Source organism: Thermus altitudinis (assembly GCF_022760835.1).
Classification (GTDB): Bacteria; Deinococcota; Deinococci; order Deinococcales; family Thermaceae; genus Thermus; species Thermus altitudinis.
Map to the genome: position 1 here is coordinate 42,850 of NZ_JAKTNQ010000006.1, position 16,638 is coordinate 59,487.

Here is a 16,638-nt window from a genome sequence, read left to right on the forward strand (position 1 = left end):
CTTCACCCCCTAAGCTCCGAAAGGTCGTCCACCGCGGTGCTCTCCCGTTGGCGGAAGATGGCCACGATGAGGCCGAGGCCCACCGCCACCTCGGCGGCGGCGATGGCGATCACCATGAGGGCCGCCACCTGGCCCTCCAGGCCGTAGGCCCGGGCGAAGCCCACCAGGGAGAGGTTGGCGGCGTTCAGCATGAGCTCAATGGAAAGGAAAACCAAAATGGCGGTCCTGCGGGTCAAGACCCCATAGACCCCCAAGGCGAAAAGCAGGGCGGAGGCCAATAGGTAACTCACCGCACCACCTCCTTTTCCTCCTTGCGCTCCTCGGGGCTCAGGGCATCCAGGGGCCTTGGCGGTTGCACCAGGGCCACCGCCACCACCGTGGCCGCCATGAGGAGGAAGCCCACCGCCAGAAGCACCAGGAGCCAGTCCCCGTACAGGAGGGGCCCCAGGGCCTGGGGCAGGCCACCTTGGAGGTCCTTGGTGAAGGCCAGATTGAGGCCCCAAAGCCCCGAGAGGAGGACCAGGGCTACCCCCACGGAGAGGAGCAAGGCCAAGGGGCGGCTTCGCACCAGGGGGTCAAACCCCACCTCGCCCTGGGCGGCGTAGAGGAGCATGATGACGAAGAGGAAGAGGACCACGATGGCCCCTGCGTAGACGATGATCTGGATGAAACCCAGGAAGCGGGCCTCGAGGGCCACATAGAGCCCAGCCAATATGAGGAAGTTCCCGATGAGGGCCAAGGCGGCGTGGATGGCGTTTTTCAAGGTGACCACCAGGACCCCGGAGAAGAGGAGTAGGAGAAGGGCCAAGGCTTCCCAGGGGCTCATTTTCCGCCTCCTTTCGTGGGGGCCTTGAACCCCTCCAACTCGGGGCGGACATAGGGAACCACGTAGCCGGGCTTCACCGGTTTACCGGTGATCTTGGCCTCCCGGCGCTGGGGCTTGGTGCCCACCACGTCCACCAGCATGTCCTCCTTGCCGTAGATCAGGTCCGAGTACTCGTAGTCGGCCATTTCAAAGTCGTAGCCCAGCACGATGGCCCCGGTGGGGCAGGCCTCCTCGCAAAGCCCGCAGAAGATGCACCGGAGCATGTTGATCTCGTAGACCTTGGCATAGCGCTCCCCCGCGGAGACCGGGTTTTCCGGGTCGTTTTCCGCGGGCTCCACGTAGATGGCATAGGCCGGGCAGGCGGCGGCGCACAAGGAGCAGCCGATGCACTTCTCCAGGCCGTTGGGGTGGCGGGTGAGCACGTGGCGGCCGTGGAAGCGGGGCTTGAGGGCCACGGGGGCGTCGGGGTAGGGGACGGTCACCGGTTTGGAAAAGAGGTACTTGAGGGTGATGCCAAGGCTTTGGGCCAGGGCCTTTAGGGTCATGCGCCACCTCCTTTGCGGGCGGGTTTGGGGCTATACATCACCGCTCCCAGAAGGACCAAGAAGGCGGCCAAGGAGAGGTAGAGGAGGTAGGAGCGGGGAAGGTCCAGGGCCACCACCAAGGCGGTCACCAGGAACCAGACCAGGGCCACCGGGAAGAGGAAGCCCCAGCCGAAACGCAGAAGCTGATCGTAGCGTAACCGGAACCAGGTGGCCCGGATCCAGATGAAGAGGAAGAGGAAGAAGGCGATCTTGAGGAACATCCAGAGGTAGGGCACTTCCAGGAAGGGCATGGTCCAGCCCCCCAGGAAAAGGGTGGGGATAAGGGCGCTGGCGGTGATGAAGTGGATGTACTCGGTCATCTGGAAAAGGGCCCACTTGATGGAGCTGTACTCCGTGTGGTACCCCCCCACCAGCTCCTGCTCGGCCTCGGGCAGGTCAAAGGGGGTGCGGGCGGCTTCGGCCAAGGCGGCGATGCCGTAGATGAGGAAGGCGGGAAAGGCGTAAAGGGCTAGCCAACCGTGTTCCTTTTGCCAGTTCACGATGTCGTTCAGGTTGAGGCTTCCCACCAAGAGCACTGGGGAGAGGAGGGCGATACCCAGGCCCAGCTCGTAGGAGATGAGGCTGGCCGAGGAGCGCAAGGAGCCCAGGAGGCTATACTTGCTCCCCGAGGCCCAACCCGCCAGGAAGATGCCGTAGATGGCCATCTCGCTCACGGCGAAGAGGTAGAGAAGGCCCAGGTCCAGGTTCAAGACCCAGGGCTGGTAGCCGAAGAAGCTCCCGGGAGGGCCAAAGGGGATGGCCCCGAAGGCCAGGAGGGCGAAGACCACACCGATCAAGGGGGCTAGGACGAAGAGCACCTTGTCCGCCCGCTCCACCACCAGGTCTTCCTTGAAGATGCTCTTGATGGCATCGGCGATGGGCTGAAAGAGCCCCAAGGGCCCCACCCGGTTGGGGCCCAAGCGGATCTGGAAGCGGGCCAGGAGGCGGCGTTCGATCAGGGTCATGAAGGCGAAGGCGGTGAGAAGGCCCACCACCACCAAAAAAGCCTTCAGGGCCACCATCCAGTAGGGATCCAGGGGGTACGGGTTCATGCCTCACCTCCCGTGGGCACCAATACCTTGGCCTCCACCCTTCGCCCCGCCAAGGGGCCCATGGCGGAGAGGTAAAGGAAGCCCCTAGCCAGGTCCTCCCGGTGGACCACCTGGGCCCGCACGCTTCCTAAGGGGGTTTCCACCTCCACCCAGGCCCCTTCCAAAAGGGTCTCGGCCTTGGCGGTTTCCGGGTGGACCCAAAGCTCAGGGCGCACGGTTTCCTTCACCTTGCCGGTAAGCTGCCAGGCCTTCCACATGGTGGGCCTAAGGTAAAGCCTTCCCTCCTGGGCCTGGGGCCGGAGTTCCTTGGTGCGGTGGGAAAGGAGGCCCAAAGGAGGGGGTACCTTGCCCTTAAGGGCCTTTTCCGCCTCGAGGCCCAGCCTAAAGGGGGGCCGCACTCCCAGGGCCTCGGCCAGAAGGGCCAAAGCCTGCAAGGCCCCTTCCGCCTCGCCGCTATGGATGGGGGCGGGGTTTAAGGGGAGGACCCGGCCCTCCAGGTTCACCACCCGGCCCCGCTTCTCGTAGAAGGTGGGGGCGGGGAGGACCACGTCCGCATACCGCTCCGCCAGGGGATGGAGGTGGCTTAGGTGCATCAGGAGGAAGCGCTTGCCCTTTAGGGCGCTTTCCGGGGGCACGAAGCCGTAGTAGGCGTAGGGGCTTCCGGCCTCGTCCCAGCCCGCTCCCCTCTCCCCAGGCCACACCCCCAGGGCCTCGAGGCCCCGGGCATTGGCCGCCGGGGTCATGGCCAGGACCTTGGCCCCCTTGCGCTCGGCAAGGAGCCTGGCCCTTTCCGCGGCCACCGTATCCTGCAAGACCCCGGCCCCCAGGATGAGAACGGGGTTTTGGGCCTTCTCCCAGGCCTCCTTGGCCCGGGCCACCGCCTCCCCTCCCTCCTTATCCCCCAGAAGGGCCAGGAGGATTTCCCGCTCCTCCCCCGGGGCATGGACCTGGGCGATGCCGGCCCACTTCATGAGGGGCACCCGGTAGGGGGCGAAGAGGGCCAGCTTGTCGGTGCGGCGGGGCATCCTCTCCTTGATGGCGAGGTCGGCGAAGGGGGTGCCGTGGGCCAACCTGGGGGCGGGCCTTAGGTCCCGCACGAACTCGCTTAGGCGGAGGTGGAGGAGGGGGGCTTCCTCCGTGGGGTCCCCCAGGATGAGGGCCAAGTCGGCCCTTAGGAGGTCCTCAAGGGTGGCGGGCGGGAAGAGGCTTGCGGGGGCGGCGGTGCGGCCCTGGAAGTCCAGGTGGGGGGTGTTGAGGGCCCGGGCCAGCTCCGCGGCCATGAGGCCCTCCTCGAGGGTGGCGTCGTGGGGCAGGTATATCCCCACCTCTTCCTTTTTCGCCCCTTTGAGACCCTCCCGTAGGGCGGCCAAGGCCTCCTCCCAGCTGGCTTCCACCAGCCTCCCCCCTTTGCGCACCAGCGGATAGTGGATCCGGTTTTCGTCCGCCCATTCGTGCCCAAACCGGCCGGCATCGCAAAGCCAGATCTCGTTCACCTCGGGCACTTCTCGGGCTCGGATCCGGAGAAGCTCACCGCTTCGGGTGTCCGCGGTGATGCCGCACCCCAGGCTACACAGGGCGCAGTGGCTCGGGGTTTCCTCCATCTCCCAGTTGCGGGCCCGGAAGCGGGCGGTGAGGTCCAGCAGGGCCCCCACGGGGCAGATGTCGGTGATGTTCCCGGAAAACCCCGAGGGAAGCCCGAAGTCCATGGTGCCGATGAAGGTGTGCACCCCACGCTCAATGAAGTCCAGGACCTCGTCCCCCGGAATCTCCTCAAAGTAGCGCACGCAGCGCTTGCAGTGGATGCACCGCTCCCGGTCCAGGACCACGAAAGGGGATAGGGGGTGGTGCTTGTCCACGTGGCGGCGGGTGAACGCAAAGCGGGTATAGGTGGGTGGGGCCAGCGGGTCCTTTTGGTAATACTTCTCGTAAAGCCCGTACTCCACCGTGCGGTCCTGAAGCTCACAGGCTCCGCCCTTGTCGCAGGTGGGGCAGTCCAAGGGGTGGTTGAGGAGGGTGAACTCCACCATCCCCGCTTGGGCCTCCCGCACCACCTCCGAGAGGGTGTCCACCACCATCCCGTCCGCCACGGCGGTGACGCAGCTGGCCGCCAGCTTGGGCTGCCAGGCGATCTCGGGCTCGCCTTGGTCGTTCAGAACCGGCTTGCCGTCCGGGCCCCTCTTGGGCAGGCCGATGCGCACCAGGCACATGCGGCAGGCCCCAATGGGGGAGAGGTGCTTTTCCGAGCAGAAAAGGGGCACGTCGTACCCCGCGTGGAAGACCGCGTCCATGACGCTGGTCCCCGGGGGCACCTCCACTGTGCGGTCGTTGACCTTGACCCTAACCACCTTCACCTCCAGAGGTTTACCCTGGGCACGGGCCGCTTTTCCCGCACCAGGGCCAGGTACTGGTCCTTGAAGTGCTTCAAGGAGCCCTTTACCGGCCACACCGCCGCATCTGCCAAGGGGCAGAAGCTCCGGCCCTCAATGAGGGGCAGGAGGGCCTCCAGGTTCTCCACGTCCTTTTCCTCTCCCTCCCCGGAGCCGATCTTGGCGAAGAGGTTCACCATGAAACCCGCCACCCCTTCCCGGCAGGGGGTGCACTTGCCGCAGGACTCGTGGGCGTAAAAGCGGGTCACGTTCCACATGGCGTCCACCATGCTGACCCTTTCCGGTATGAGGATCACGCCCCCGGTGCCCAGCATGGAGCCCTTGGCCTGCAGGTGCTCGTAGCTCATGGGGGTGTCCAGGATCTCCTCGGTAAAGGGTAAGGGCGGGGTGGAGGAGCCCCCGGGGATGAGGGCCTGGATGGGCTCCAAGGGGCCACCGGCCCAATCGTAGATGAGCTCCCGCAGGGTGGTTCCCATGGGAAGCTCATACACCCCCGGCCGCCTCACGGGCCCGGAGATCTGGTAGAGCTTCATCCCCTTGGACTGCTCCGTGCCCATGCTGGCGAACCAGTCGGCGCCCCGCTCCAGGATGGGCACCACCGCGGCCAGGGTTTCCACGTTGTTGATGGTGGTGGGCTTGCCCCAAAGCCCCGACTGGGCGGGGAAGGGGGGCTTAAGGCGGGGGTTGGCCCTCAGGCCCTCCAGGGAGTTCATGAGGGCGGTCTCCTCCCCGCAGATGTAGGCCCCGGCTCCCCGGTGCACGTGCACGTTAAAGGAAAAATCCGTGCCGAAGAGGTTATCCCCCAGGTAGCCCCGGGCGCGGGCCTCCCGGATGGCGGCCTCCAGCCGGTCCGCGGCCTTGCGGTACTCCCCCCGCACGTAGATGTACCCCACCGTGGCCCTGATGGCGTAGCCCGCCAGGATCATGCCCTCGAGGAGCAGGTGGGGAACATCCTCCAAGATGTACCGGTCCTTAAAGCTTCCCGGCTCGGACTCGTCGGCGTTGCAGATCAGGTAATGCTGCCTCCCATCCTTGGGCATGAAGCTCCACTTCACCCCCGTGGGGAAGCCTGCCCCGCCCCGGCCCCGGAGGCCCGAGCGCTTCACCTCCTCAATCACGTCCTCGGGTGTCTTCTCCTTGAGCACCCGCTTGGCGGTTTCGTACCCCCCGTGCTTCAGGTAGTAGTCCAGGGTCCAGCTTCCCTCCCGGCCCACGTGGGCGTAGAGGGTCCGTTCAAAGCGGGGGTCGCGTCCGGAAACGATGGGCCCGGTCATACCTCCACCTCGTGTACGTGGTGCCCGCATTTGCCGGGAAGCTCCACCTCCTCCAGGCGTTTGCCGGCCCTCAGGCCCGAAAGGAGGGCCTCGAGGCGGGCCCGGGTCACGCATTCCACATAGGGCTCGTCGTTCACCTGCACCACCGGAGCCGTGTGGCAGCTTCCCAGGCACTCCACCTTCTGCACGCTAAAAAGGCCATCCGGGGTTACCTCCCCTGGCCCGATGCCTAAGGTTTCCGTGAGGTAGTCCCAAAGCTCGTCGGCCCCGGCCAGCTTGCAGCTCAAGGTGGCGCAGACCTGGAGGTGGTAGCGCCCCGTGGGCACGAACTGGTAGTAGGAGTAAAAGCTGGCTACCCCCATGACCTCCGTGGCCGTGGTGCCCACCAGGTGGGCGATCTCCTCTACACGCTCCGGGCGGATCCAACCCTCCTCCTGTTGCACCCGCCTCAAGAGGGGCATGATGGCGGCGCGGCGTCCTTCCGGCGGGTATTTGGCAAAGGTTTCCGCTAGGAAATCCTGTTTGTCATCAAAGAATCCCATCTTCCCTCCCTATCGGTCCACGTCGCCCATGACGGGATCCAGGCTGGCAATGATGGCCACCATGTCGGGCACCTGCTCCCCCTTGCAGGCATAGGGAAGGCTTTGCAGGTTCACGAAGCTGGGGGCCCGCACCTTGACCCGGTAGGGCATGCTGCCTCCGTCGGAAACGATGTAATATCCCAGCTCCCCTCGGGCGGACTCCGTGGGCACGTACACCTCCCCCTTGGGGGGGTGGAAGCCCTCGGTGTAGTGCTTGAAGTGGTAGATGACCGCCTCCATGGAGGTTTCCAAAAGGTGCCTGGGGGGCGGGGTGATCTGGGGATTCGGGTCCCGCACCGGCCCCGGCTCCAGCCTTTCCAGGGCTTGCTGGATGATCTTCACCGACTCCCGCATCTCCCGGATGCGGATCAGCATGCGGTCAAAGACATCCCCGTGTTCCCCTAGGGGTACGTTAAACTGGTAGGTTTCGTAGCCCGCATAGGGATAGGCCTTGCGCACATCGTAGTTGACCCCGCTGGCCCGTAGGGAACCCCCGGTGAGGCCCAGGTTGATGGCCACCTCGGGGGGGATCACCCCCACCCCCCGGGCCCGTTCGTAGAAGATGGGGCTTTCTGCGAAAAGGGCCTCGTACTCGTCTATGCGGTGGGGCAGAACCTGCAAAAGCTTCCTGAGTTCGGGCACGAACTCCTCGGGCAGGTCCTCCTTGACCCCGCCGATGCGGATGTAGTTGTGGTGGAAGCGCTGGCCCGTGACCCACTCAAAGAGGTCCAGGATGGTTTCCCGCTCGCGGAAGGCGTAGAAGAAGGGGGTAAGGGCTCCGAGGTCCAGCAGGCCCGTCCCCAGGAAGACCAGGTGGCTGGCCAGGCGGGAGAGTTCGTTCAGAATGATGCGGATGGTTTCGGCCCTGGGGGGCACCACCGCCCCCACCAGCTTCTCCACCGCCAGGGCGTAGGCCAGGTCGTGGGCGAAGGAGTGGAGGTAGTCCATCCGGGGCGTATACGTGATCACCTGGGTATACGTCCGGTTCTCCATGTTTTTCTCAAACCCGGTGTGGAGGTAACCGATGTGGGGAACCAGGTCCAGAACCTCTTCCCCCGAAAGGGTCACCACCACCCGCAAGACCCCGTGGGTGGAGGGGTGCTGGGGGCCCACGTTGAGGGTCATCACCTCGGTGCGGAGTTCTTTGGGCTCCTCCGTCACCGGGGGGTCCAGGTCCAGGTAGTCCTTCATTTGACCTCCTTGGCCTTGGTGAGATCGGCCCAAAGGGCCCGGTATCCTTTGCGGCTACCCCCCCGGTACATGGTGAGGCCGGGGTTTTTACCGGTTAGGGCGGCCCGGAACTCGCTGGGCACGATAAACCTCCCCTCGCGGAAGAGGGTGGGGGTTTCCCCTAGGGGGAAGTCCTTGCGCAGGGGGTGGCCCTCGAGGTCCTCCGGGGTCAGGATCTTGCGCAGGTCGGGGTGTCCTTCAAACACGATGCCAAAAAGGTCGTACACCTCCCTTTCCAAGAAGTTCGCGCTTCCCCAGAGGTGGGTGACGGTGGGGAGGCGGGGGTCCTTTTCCGGCACGTAGACCCGGACGAAGAACCGGCTCCCATCCCCATCCCGCCACCCCGGCAGGGAAACCAGCTCGTAGACCACAGCAAAGCGCTCCGGGCGAGGGTCCGGGTATTCCAGGTAGTCCAGGCCTACGATGTCCGCCAGGTAGTTGAAGCCCAGGGCCTTGTAGTGGGCCATTGCCTCCTTGAAGGCCTCCCGGGGCACCACCACCCAGAGGTTGCCCAGGCCGTTGTCCTCTATGGCGTAGCCCTGGGCCCGGGCTTCTTCCAGCACCCTATCCAGCCTCATACCTCACCCCCTGGTGCGCCTCCAGGCGGCCACGGGGGGCAGTTTCTCGCCCCTTTCGTTCACCGCCTGGCCCCGCACCCTTTTCTGTAACTGCATCACCGCATAGATGAGGGCCTCCGGGCGCGGAGGGCAACCGGGGACGTAGACGTCCACCGGCACCACCGAGTCCACGTTCTGCACGATGGCGTAGTTGTTGAACATGCCCCCCGAGCTGGCGCAGGCCCCCATGGAGATCACCCACTTAGGGTCGGGCATCTGCTCCCAGACCCGGCGCATCACCGGGGCCATCTTCTTGGAAAGCCGGCCCGCCACGATCATCACGTCCGCCTGGCGGGGGCTTGCCCGGAAAACCTCGCTCCCGAAGCGGGCTAGGTCGTTCCTGGCGTCGGTGGAGGCCATCATCTCAATGGCGCAGCAGGCCAGACCAAAGGTGGCGGGCCAAAGGGAGTTGGACCTTCCCCAGGCCACCAGCTTCTCCAGGGTGGTGAAGAGGATGCCCTCCCGCTCCAGCTCCTGGACATCCCGCTCAAAGAGGTCCTTCAGTGCCACCGCATCACCCCCTTCCACCACTCGTAGAGGAAGCCCACGAAGAGGAGCAGGCTAAAGCCCGCCACGCCCAAGAAGCCGTAAAGGCCGAGCCCCCCTGCGCTGACCGCATAGGGCCACAGGAAGGCCACCTCCACGTCAAAGAGGATGAAGAGCATGGCCACCACATAGAAGTGCACGGGGAAGCGCTTGACCTCCCCCGCGGGGTCATTCCCTGACTCGTAGGGCATCAGCTTGGCCCGGCCCGGCTTCTTGGGACCGAGGAGGGCCCCCACCACCAGGGCCGCCACCCCGATGAAAAGGGCCACCCCCAGATAGATCAGGATGTTCACATACTCCGCTATTGGCGCCAAGGTCCCCTCCTTTCGTGCCTCTTGTCACGAGGAGGAAGCCCAAGACCCCCGGGCCCCCTCCTCATTTCCCGCCCATCTTATCACCCCTATCTTGGGACAAATGGGCCAGGCTACACCAGGGGGGTGGCTAATCGGTGTAGGACCTTTGGTTATCGGTTGTGAGCACCCTACACCCCTGTGTAAAGAGCCTCTCTAAGCCGCTGAAACTGGCCTAGGTCTAAGGCCTCGGCCCGCACCTCTGGGGGTAGGCCCAGGCTCCTGAGGGCCTCCTCTACCTTTTCCTTGGGGTAGCCTGCGGCGGAAAGGGCGTTTTTTAGGGTTTTGCGCCGTTGGGCGAAGGCGGCTTCCAGGAGCCGGAAGAGCTGGGGGTCATCGGGCAACTTTCGGGGCGTGAGGCGGACCAGGCTGCTTTGCACCTTGGGGGGCGGGAAGAAGGCCCCTGGGGGGAGGTCAAAAAGCTTTTCCGCCTGGGCATGGTAGGCCACCCGCAGGGAGAGGAGGCCATAGGCAGGGGTGTTGGGCCGGGCCACCATGCGCTCGGCCACCTCTTTTTGCACCAGGAAGACCAGGCGGGCGAAGCGCCCGCTTTGCAAGAGCCGGGTGATGAGGGGGGTGGCGATGTTGTAGGGGAGGTTGGCCACCAGAAGGCTTCCTTCCGGTACCCCTTCCCAGGGGAACTCGAGGGCATCGGCGAAGACCAAGGTCACGGGCAGGCCCCTTAGGGTTTCCTCCAGCAGGGGCCTTAGCCGCAGGTCCTTTTCTATCGCCGTGACCTGGGCCCCAGCCTCCGCCAGGGCGCGGGTGAGGACCCCAAGGCCAGGTCCCACCTCGTAGACGGGCCCGGTGAAGGGCTTGGCCGCCTCCACGATGCGCCTTAGGTGGGCCTCCGAGACCAGGAAGTTCTGCCCCAGGCGCTTGTCGGCGAAAAGCCCGTGGCGCTGCAGCAACTCCCGCACCCCTTTGGGGGAAAGCAAGTCTTTAAGCATGGTTCAGGCGTTTCACCCGGGGGCGCAAGGGGTCTTCTTTGGGGAAGAGCTCCAGGTACTCCCCCAGGTCCAGGGCGTCAATGAGGGCGAAGCGTTCCTTTAGGAGGATGCCTTGCTTCATGGGCACGTGGCCGTACACGCCAAAGCGGTAGCCCATGCGCTCCACGTAGTCCGGGGTGCGGAACCACCAGGTCTTGGGCTCGCTTTGGGCGTAGAAGAGTTCGTCGTACTCCTGGAGCCAGGGCACGGGGCCCACGTGGGCGAAGTGCACCCCGTGGAAGACCACCTCCCGGGGGAAGCCCGCCATCCAGGCCCTTAGGGCCTGGGGAAGGGAGCGCCCCCCGTGCTCGGGGTGGAACTCCAGGTGCTTGAGGTGCTGGTTTCCCAGGATGGGCTCCCCTCTCAGCACCGCCTCGTCGTGGTTGCCCAGAAGGATGGTCACCTGTCCCTGGGCGGCTTCCTGGAAGGCCTTGATCCGGTAGAGTTCCCGGATCTGGGCCCCCGCGGCCAGGCGCAGGTGGTGGGGGTCTTGGGGGTCAAAGGGGCTAAGCCCCGTGAGGCGCTCGTAACCCCTGGGGGTTTTGGGGTGGACCAGGTCCCCCAGGAGGACCAGGTGGGTCCTTCCCGAAACCAGCTCCTCCGTGGGCCTAAGGCCGGGGTCGGCCAACCCCTCCGCCTTCAGGATGCGCCAGAGGGTGGGGAAGTCGGCGTGGAGGTCCCCGACGGCGATGATCCTCATCCCTTGAGCAGGGCCCTGAGCTCCCCGTAAAGGCGTTTGGTCTCCTCGAGGGTTTTGCCGTAGCCCCCGTATTTGGTGACGATTTTGGCGGCTTCCTTGCCCAGCCCCTTCTCCTTAAGCCTTTCCAGGAGCTGGTCAATGAGCCGGTAGGCCTCGGGTTTTTCCTCTTTCGGCGGGGCTTCTTCCCCTGGGGGTTCGGGGAGCCTGGGCGGAGTAAAGCGTCCTTTTTCCGGGTCGTAGTCCACCCACTGCTTTTCCAGGCGGTAGAGGTAGCGGCCTACCCCGAACTTCACCGCCGCCCGCTTTAGGGCATCGGAGAAGGCCGCCTTTAGGGAATCCCCTTCCCCCACGTCCTCCTTGGTCACCCCCAGGACCGTGAGGCGGCACTTCACCTCCACCAGGCGTTCGCGCCGCTCCCCCCGCTCGTCCTTGACCGTGCGTTCGGCATCGGCCAGGACCTCGTAGGCATCCTGCCAGCCCTCAGGGCCCACCGCCCGGTCCAAGCGGTCCAGGACGGTGCGGGCGTCCACGTAGGGGACCACCAAGGCCCTCTTTTTGTCGCGGGAGAGGGCTTCTATGCGCCACTGCACCTCGCCGGGGGGGAAGGGTTCGGAGAGTTTCTGCCAAACTTCGTCCATAGTTAAAGTGTACTTTAGGCTACCCTCAGGGGTTAGGGGGAAGGATGGGCTAAGCTAGGCTTATGCGCAGGATCCTGGGAATGCTCCCCTTGCTGCTTCTGGCCTGGGCCCTCGAGGTCGGCCCCACCCCCTCTTTGGAGCTTCGCATCAGCGCCAGCCTCTCCTTCAACCTCTTCCCTCAGGCGGTGGTGGTGGAGCGCCTTCCGGAGCCCCAAGGGATGGTGGTGGTCTACCGTCACTCCCAGGCGGAGGCCATCTTCCGCTACCACGACGAGGACCTTCGCCGCCGGGGCTGGGTGCGGGTGAAGTACGAGGTGAAAAAGGGTGAGTGGAAGGCGGAGTACAAAAAGGGCAAGGCCAAGGCCAAGCTTTCCGTGAAGGACAAGAAGGGCCGGGTAGAGGTCCGCCTCAAGGAAGGGGACTAGACAAGGCCAAGGCCCCCGGCTACCATATAGGGCGCGTGGGGCCGTGGCGCAGCTGGGAGCGCGCCTGAATCGCACTCAGGAGGTCACGGGTTCGAGTCCCGTCGGCTCCACCAGCAAAGCCTCCCGCCTGAAGGCGGGAGGCTTTCTTGCTACCGGCTTTCCAGAAGCCAGTTCACCAGGGCGTTGACCACGTCGTTTTCCGCCAGGAGTTCGGGAGCTTCCAACACCGCATGGAAAAAGGCCTTTACCATCTCCGGGGATGGGCTTTGCAGGAGGCTTTGCACGCTTTTGCCGGCGTAGGGGCCTTGGGCGAGGGGAGCGGTGAGGCGCTCTCCCGTGGCCAGGGGGGCGGCTTGCCTTAGGGCCTCCAGGGTCCTTTCCACGAGGAGGCGTTCCCCCTCAGGGCCCAACGCTTCTTTGGCGGTAAGCAGAAGGGCCCCATCCAAGTCCCGCACCTCCAGGCCCAAGGCGTAGAGCTTGCGGGCCAGGCTTTCCGGCCCCACCTCCAGGGGAATGGCCACCTGGGCTTGGCCGTAGCGGACCTCCAGGAGATACCGCCCGGGCTCGGGCAGGGTGACGGCGGGGGCTACCTCCTCGAGGGCCGCGGTGAGGGGTGGGAAGCCCAAGGGCTTTTTCTCCTGGGCCAGGAGGGTTCCTTCCCGGTAGAGGAGGGTTTCCAGCTCCCCGCGCGGCAGGTAAGGGTGGGCGCTGAGCCTTACCTCGGGGAAAACGGCTTCCCCGGCGCGGAAGGGCCGGGCCTCAAGGTCCCCGGGGATCAGGGAAAGCCGCTTCACCTCCAAAACCAGCCCCCCTTCTCCCCGGTCCAGGGCCCTCTTTGCCGCCTGGGCCAGGGGATGCCGGGGGTGGGTTTCCACGAAGGCTTGGTACAGGGCTTTGGCCGGAAGCCCTGCCCGCTCCGAAAGGTAGGCCCGGAAGAAGAGGGCCAGGGGTTCCTGGCGCTCCTCCAGGTCCTTTAGGGCCTCGGGGAAGTCCTCCCCCTCGTCTAGCCGCAGGGCCCGGTCGTAGGCGGCCTTGGCCCCCAGGTAGTCCCCGTGGATGGCCTTAAAAAGCCCCAGGTTGTAGTAGGCGGTGGCGTTAGGCCTTAAGGCCACCGCCCGCTGGGAGGCCAGGATGGCCCGGGGGATGTCCCCCGTGAGGTAGTAGGCCCAGCCCAGGTTGGTCCAGTAGAGCCAGTAATCCGGCCTGAGCCTGAGGGCCTTCAGCAGGGCATCCCTGGCCTCCTCCCCCTTGCCCTCGTGGAAGGCGGCAAAGCTCACCTCCTCCCAGGCCAGGGGAAGCTCGGGGAAGGCCTGGGCTAGGCTGCGGGCCGACTCCTTCCAGCGCGGGTCCTCGAGGGCCCTCAGGACCAAGTGGGCGGCGGTCCGCTGCAAAACATCTCCCTGGAGCAGGGCCTCCGCCTGCTTGAGGGCCTCTTCCCGCTTCCCTTGGGAGAGGAGGAAGAAGGCTTGGTACGCCGGGGGGAGTTTCCCTTGCCAAAGGAGGAGCAGCCTTTCCGGTAAAAGCCCTTGCAAAAGGCCGGCTCCACGCCCCTCCTTTAGGTCCAAGGCGGACTGGTGTAAGGGGTCAGGGTTCTGCCCTTGGGCAAGGCTTCTCAGCGCCTCCTCAGGTGGGCTAGGGCTGGGCAAGGGGACCCACTTGGGAGCCAGGCCCTCCCCCTGCAGCCAAAGCCAGGCCAGGCTTGGGGTGGCAAAAAGCCCCTCCTTGACCCCGTCCTTGCGGGCCAAAAAAAGCCTTAGGCCCCTTTCCTCCTCTTTGCCCAGGAGAACCCAATCGGCCCCGGTGGCTGCTTGGGCCAATCGGGCCCCGGCCTTGGTGTAAAGCCCCCCGGCCAGGTCGTAGCTGCCTTGCCAGGGGAGGTCGGGAAGGAGAAGGGCCAGGAGGGTGGGGGGAGGGGCCTTAAGGCCCTCCGCGAAAGCCTGGGCCCGGCGGAAGCCCTCGGGGCCTTCAAAGGGCAGGACCAGCCCCTGGGCTAATCCCAGTCCCAGGAGGAGGAAAAGGGCCAGAAAGCGTGGGATGGCCATGGAGGCATTCTAGCGCTTTTCCCTAAGGACAAGGTAAGCGAAGCGGAAAAGCCTGGGGGCCCTTTTCCAGCGCTTGGGGTCCAGGCCCACCCTTAAAAGCCATTCCAGACCCAGCCTCTGGGCCCAGGCGGGGGGGCGCTTCGCCTCGCCGGCCAGGACGTCCAGGGTGCCCCCCACCCCCATGGCCACCTTGGCGCCCAGGTGGGGTTTGTGCCGGTGGATAAAGACCTCCTGCCTTTCCCCCATGCCCACCAGGAGGAGGTCGGGGGCCTTTTGCCGTATCTCCTCCACCACCCCTTCTTCCTCCTGGAAGTAGCCGTGATGGAAACCCACCACCTCGGCCCCCAGCCGCCGGGCCTCGGCCGCGGCCCGCTCGGCTACCCCGGGTTTTCCCCCTAGGAGGTAGACCCGGATTCGGGGAAAGCGCCGCAAGAGGGCCAGGGTAAGGTCCACCCCGGTGACCCGCTCCTTGAGGTCCAGGCCGAGGAGCTTTTTGGCGGCCCAGAGAATACCTATCCCGTCTGGGGTTACCAACTCCGCCTCGAGGATGGCCCGCCTTAAGGCCTCCTCCTTCTGGGCCCGCACGGCCATCTCGGGGTTCAGGGTCACCACCTGATGGGTGCCCTCTTCCTTCAAGAAGTCCCCGATGCGGGCCAGGGCCCCTTCCATGTCCACGGGGTCCAAGGGCAGGCCGAGGATCTCTAGCCGTTCCACGGCACGAACCTCTGGGCGTAGCGGTCCTGGGTCAGGCCGTACTCCCACTTGGGGAAGAAGCGCACCCCGGCCAGCCGGGGCACCACCGGGTCCACCCCGATGAGGCTGGCCCGGGCCAGTTCCTCCGTGCGCCCCTCCTTGTGGAGGGCCTGGCCCTCAGGGCTTTGGAAAAGGGCCTCCTGGGGGTCGGGGAAGGCCCTGAGGAGGGCGGAGGCCAGACTTAAAGGGGCATGGGGGGCCAGCTTTTTCTGCAGGAAACCCGCCGCCACCATCGCAGAAAGCAGGGGCTCGGGGGCTCCCGCAGGCCGGAGCACGAGGCCCTTTAGCGGGCGGAGGAGTTCCCAGGCGGCCTTGGCGTTACGGAAGCCCACCAGGTAAACCTCCTCCTCTCCCGGAAGAAGGCTAGCGTTCAGCGTCGGGGCCACCAGGATGGCCCGTTTTCCCTTCAGGTTCAAGCCTTCCAGTTCCACCAAGGAGAGACGGCCATGGAAACCCTCGAGGGGAAACCCCTCCGCCTCGCCCAGGAGAAGGGCTTCCTTTCCCAACTCCTCCGCCAGCAGACGGGCCACCTTGGGCCCGGGGGTTACCCAGGCCTCCTCGGCCCCCTGGGCCAGGAGCTGGCTGAGGAGGCTTCCTGCGGGGAGGACCTCCACCAGCACCAAGGGTCCAGGGGCGGGCCTTAGGCAAAGGTCAACCCGGCACACCCCGCCATGATACCGTAGCCTGGGCCTATGCGGCTTAGGGACTTGGGAGAGCGGGCGCTTCTTGGGAAACTGGCCCCCATCGGTTATCCCCTGGGTGCCCCCTTGCCCCCAGGGGATGACGCCGGGGGGGTCTGGGTGGAGGGGGTGGCCTGGCTTTTGAAGACGGACGGCTTCCTCTACCGGGAGGTGGCCCTTTTGGGGATGCGGCCCTTTGCGGTGGGCTTTAGGGGGGTGGCGGCCACGGCCTCGGACCTGATCGCCAAGATGGGCAAGCCCTTAGGGTTTACCCTGGGCCTCTTCTTGCCGGAGGACCTCGAGGAGGCCTTCGCCTTGGAGCTGGTGGAAGGGGCCGCGGAGGCGGCGAGGCGGCTTGGGGCTTGCCTTCTGGGGGGGGACACCAATAGGGGCCAAGAGGTGGCCCTTACCGTTTCCGGCTTCGCCTACGCCGAGGCTCCCTTGCCCCGCCGGGCCTTGCCCGGGGACCGGGTCTATTTGGCCGGGGACCGCTGGGGCAGGACGGGGGCGGCCATTGCCGCCCACTACCGGGGTAGGGACCTAGAGGGTTTCCCCCTCATCCAAGAGGCCGCCTTTTACCCCTTGCCCCGGCTGGAGCTTCTCGGCCTTAAGGGCCTCCTGCGGGGAAGCCTGGACTCCTCCGATGGCCTGGCGGAAACCCTTTGGCAGCTTGCCGATCTGGGGGTGCGGGTGGACCTCGAGGCCCTACCCCTATACCCCGACGTCTTGGCCTTTGCGGGTGGGGAGGAGGAGGCCTATGAGCTGGTCCTCTACGGGGGGGAGGAGTTTGAAGCGGTCCTGGTGGTGCCCCAGGAGAGGGAAGAGGAGGTTCTGCTCCGGGCGCAAGGGGTGGGGCTTCCCCTCTTCTTTGCCGGCCATATAGGGGAAGGGAAGGGGGTGTACTTTGGGGCCAGGCCTGTGCCCCGAAGGGGGTACACCCACTTTTAGCCCGGAGGGGGCTTCC

The 16,638-nt window shown here is 65.7% G+C and carries 19 protein-coding genes and 1 tRNA gene; 3 read left to right on the plus strand and 17 right to left on the minus strand.

Features of this window, described 5'->3' with window-relative positions; translation table 11 throughout:
• Nucleotides 1-2: 2 nt before the first annotated feature.
• From nuoK to L0D16_RS03595, 14 genes are all read right to left on the minus strand, one after another.
• A complete protein-coding gene (nuoK, locus tag L0D16_RS03530; protein ID WP_114313815.1) occupies nucleotides 3-290 on the minus strand; it encodes an NADH-quinone oxidoreductase subunit NuoK in 288 nt (95 codons plus the stop codon).
• Nucleotides 287-826, minus strand: coding sequence for an NADH-quinone oxidoreductase subunit J family protein (locus L0D16_RS03535; RefSeq protein ID WP_243030072.1), 540 nt, complete (start codon nucleotides 824-826; stop codon nucleotides 287-289). Before L0D16_RS03535 ends, nuoK begins: the two co-directional genes overlap by 4 nt.
• Nucleotides 823-1,371, minus strand: a complete 549-nt coding sequence (gene nuoI / locus L0D16_RS03540; RefSeq protein WP_114313817.1) for an NADH-quinone oxidoreductase subunit NuoI — start codon at nucleotides 1,369-1,371, stop codon at nucleotides 823-825. The genes L0D16_RS03535 and nuoI overlap by 4 nt, the downstream gene beginning before the upstream one ends.
• Nucleotides 1,368-2,462 carry an NADH-quinone oxidoreductase subunit NuoH gene (gene nuoH, locus L0D16_RS03545; protein WP_114313818.1) on the minus strand — a complete coding sequence of 365 codons (1,095 nt, stop codon included), beginning with the start codon at nucleotides 2,460-2,462 and terminating at the stop codon, nucleotides 1,368-1,370. Before nuoH ends, nuoI begins: the two co-directional genes overlap by 4 nt.
• Nucleotides 2,459-4,807: an NADH-quinone oxidoreductase subunit NuoG gene (gene nuoG, locus L0D16_RS03550; protein WP_243030120.1), complete on the minus strand. Its 2,349-nt coding sequence runs from the start codon at nucleotides 4,805-4,807 to the stop codon at nucleotides 2,459-2,461. Before nuoG ends, nuoH begins: the two co-directional genes overlap by 4 nt.
• Before the next feature lie 2 nt (nucleotides 4,808-4,809).
• Nucleotides 4,810-6,123 (minus strand): NADH-quinone oxidoreductase subunit NuoF, encoded by a 1,314-nt coding sequence (nuoF, locus tag L0D16_RS03555; protein WP_243030073.1) that lies wholly within the window; start codon nucleotides 6,121-6,123, stop codon nucleotides 4,810-4,812.
• Nucleotides 6,120-6,665, minus strand: a complete 546-nt coding sequence (nuoE, locus tag L0D16_RS03560; protein ID WP_243030074.1) for an NADH-quinone oxidoreductase subunit NuoE — start codon at nucleotides 6,663-6,665, stop codon at nucleotides 6,120-6,122. Before nuoE ends, nuoF begins: the two co-directional genes overlap by 4 nt.
• Nucleotides 6,666-6,674: 9 nt before the next feature.
• The gene (nuoD, locus tag L0D16_RS03565) at nucleotides 6,675-7,895 is read right to left on the minus strand and encodes an NADH dehydrogenase (quinone) subunit D (RefSeq protein WP_243030075.1); all 1,221 of its coding nucleotides are present in this window, start codon (nucleotides 7,893-7,895) and stop codon (nucleotides 6,675-6,677) included.
• Entirely contained in the window at nucleotides 7,892-8,512 is a 621-nt protein-coding gene (locus L0D16_RS03570; RefSeq protein ID WP_243030076.1) for an NADH-quinone oxidoreductase subunit C, read from the minus strand. Before L0D16_RS03570 ends, nuoD begins: the two co-directional genes overlap by 4 nt.
• Before the next feature lie 3 nt (nucleotides 8,513-8,515).
• Nucleotides 8,516-9,061, minus strand: coding sequence for a NuoB/complex I 20 kDa subunit family protein (locus L0D16_RS03575; RefSeq protein ID WP_243030077.1), 546 nt, complete (start codon nucleotides 9,059-9,061; stop codon nucleotides 8,516-8,518).
• On the minus strand, nucleotides 9,052-9,411 hold the full coding sequence (locus tag L0D16_RS03580) for an NADH-quinone oxidoreductase subunit A (protein WP_243030078.1): 360 nt from the start codon (nucleotides 9,409-9,411) through the stop codon (nucleotides 9,052-9,054). Before L0D16_RS03580 ends, L0D16_RS03575 begins: the two co-directional genes overlap by 10 nt.
• 167 nt (nucleotides 9,412-9,578) lie before the next feature.
• Nucleotides 9,579-10,397, minus strand: coding sequence for a 16S rRNA (adenine(1518)-N(6)/adenine(1519)-N(6))-dimethyltransferase RsmA (gene rsmA / locus L0D16_RS03585; protein ID WP_243030079.1), 819 nt, complete (start codon nucleotides 10,395-10,397; stop codon nucleotides 9,579-9,581).
• Nucleotides 10,390-11,136, minus strand: coding sequence for a metallophosphoesterase (locus L0D16_RS03590; RefSeq protein ID WP_243030080.1), 747 nt, complete (start codon nucleotides 11,134-11,136; stop codon nucleotides 10,390-10,392). Before L0D16_RS03590 ends, rsmA begins: the two co-directional genes overlap by 8 nt.
• On the minus strand, nucleotides 11,133-11,774 hold the full coding sequence (locus L0D16_RS03595) for a Rad52/Rad22 family DNA repair protein (protein ID WP_243030081.1): 642 nt from the start codon (nucleotides 11,772-11,774) through the stop codon (nucleotides 11,133-11,135). Before L0D16_RS03595 ends, L0D16_RS03590 begins: the two co-directional genes overlap by 4 nt.
• Nucleotides 11,775-11,836: 62 nt before the next feature.
• Here L0D16_RS03595 and L0D16_RS03600 point away from each other — a divergent pair, with 62 nt between their 5' ends.
• Complete coding sequence (locus tag L0D16_RS03600) at nucleotides 11,837-12,199, plus strand: hypothetical protein (RefSeq protein ID WP_243030082.1); 363 nt, start codon at nucleotides 11,837-11,839, stop codon at nucleotides 12,197-12,199.
• Nucleotides 12,200-12,236: 37 nt separating this feature from the next.
• Nucleotides 12,237-12,312: transfer RNA gene (locus L0D16_RS03605), tRNA-Ala, on the plus strand.
• A 36-nt stretch (nucleotides 12,313-12,348) separates the two neighbouring features.
• On the opposite strand, the gene L0D16_RS03610 is transcribed toward L0D16_RS03605, so the two are convergent.
• Genes L0D16_RS03610 through L0D16_RS03620 form a run of 3 tightly spaced genes read right to left on the minus strand, consistent with a single transcriptional unit; the run spans nucleotide 12,349 to nucleotide 15,659 of the window.
• Nucleotides 12,349-14,241: a tetratricopeptide repeat protein gene (locus tag L0D16_RS03610; RefSeq protein ID WP_243030083.1), complete on the minus strand. Its 1,893-nt coding sequence runs from the start codon at nucleotides 14,239-14,241 to the stop codon at nucleotides 12,349-12,351.
• A 9-nt stretch (nucleotides 14,242-14,250) separates the two neighbouring features.
• A complete protein-coding gene (locus tag L0D16_RS03615; RefSeq protein WP_243030084.1) occupies nucleotides 14,251-14,955 on the minus strand; it encodes a WecB/TagA/CpsF family glycosyltransferase in 705 nt (234 codons plus the stop codon).
• Nucleotides 14,943-15,659, minus strand: a complete 717-nt coding sequence (locus tag L0D16_RS03620; protein WP_243030085.1) for a 2-phosphosulfolactate phosphatase — start codon at nucleotides 15,657-15,659, stop codon at nucleotides 14,943-14,945. Before L0D16_RS03620 ends, L0D16_RS03615 begins: the two co-directional genes overlap by 13 nt.
• Before the next feature lie 27 nt (nucleotides 15,660-15,686).
• Here L0D16_RS03620 and L0D16_RS03625 point away from each other — a divergent pair, with 27 nt between their 5' ends.
• A complete protein-coding gene (locus L0D16_RS03625) occupies nucleotides 15,687-16,622 on the plus strand; it encodes a thiamine-phosphate kinase (protein ID WP_243030086.1) in 936 nt (311 codons plus the stop codon).
• The last annotated feature ends 16 nt before the right edge of the window (nucleotides 16,623-16,638 follow it).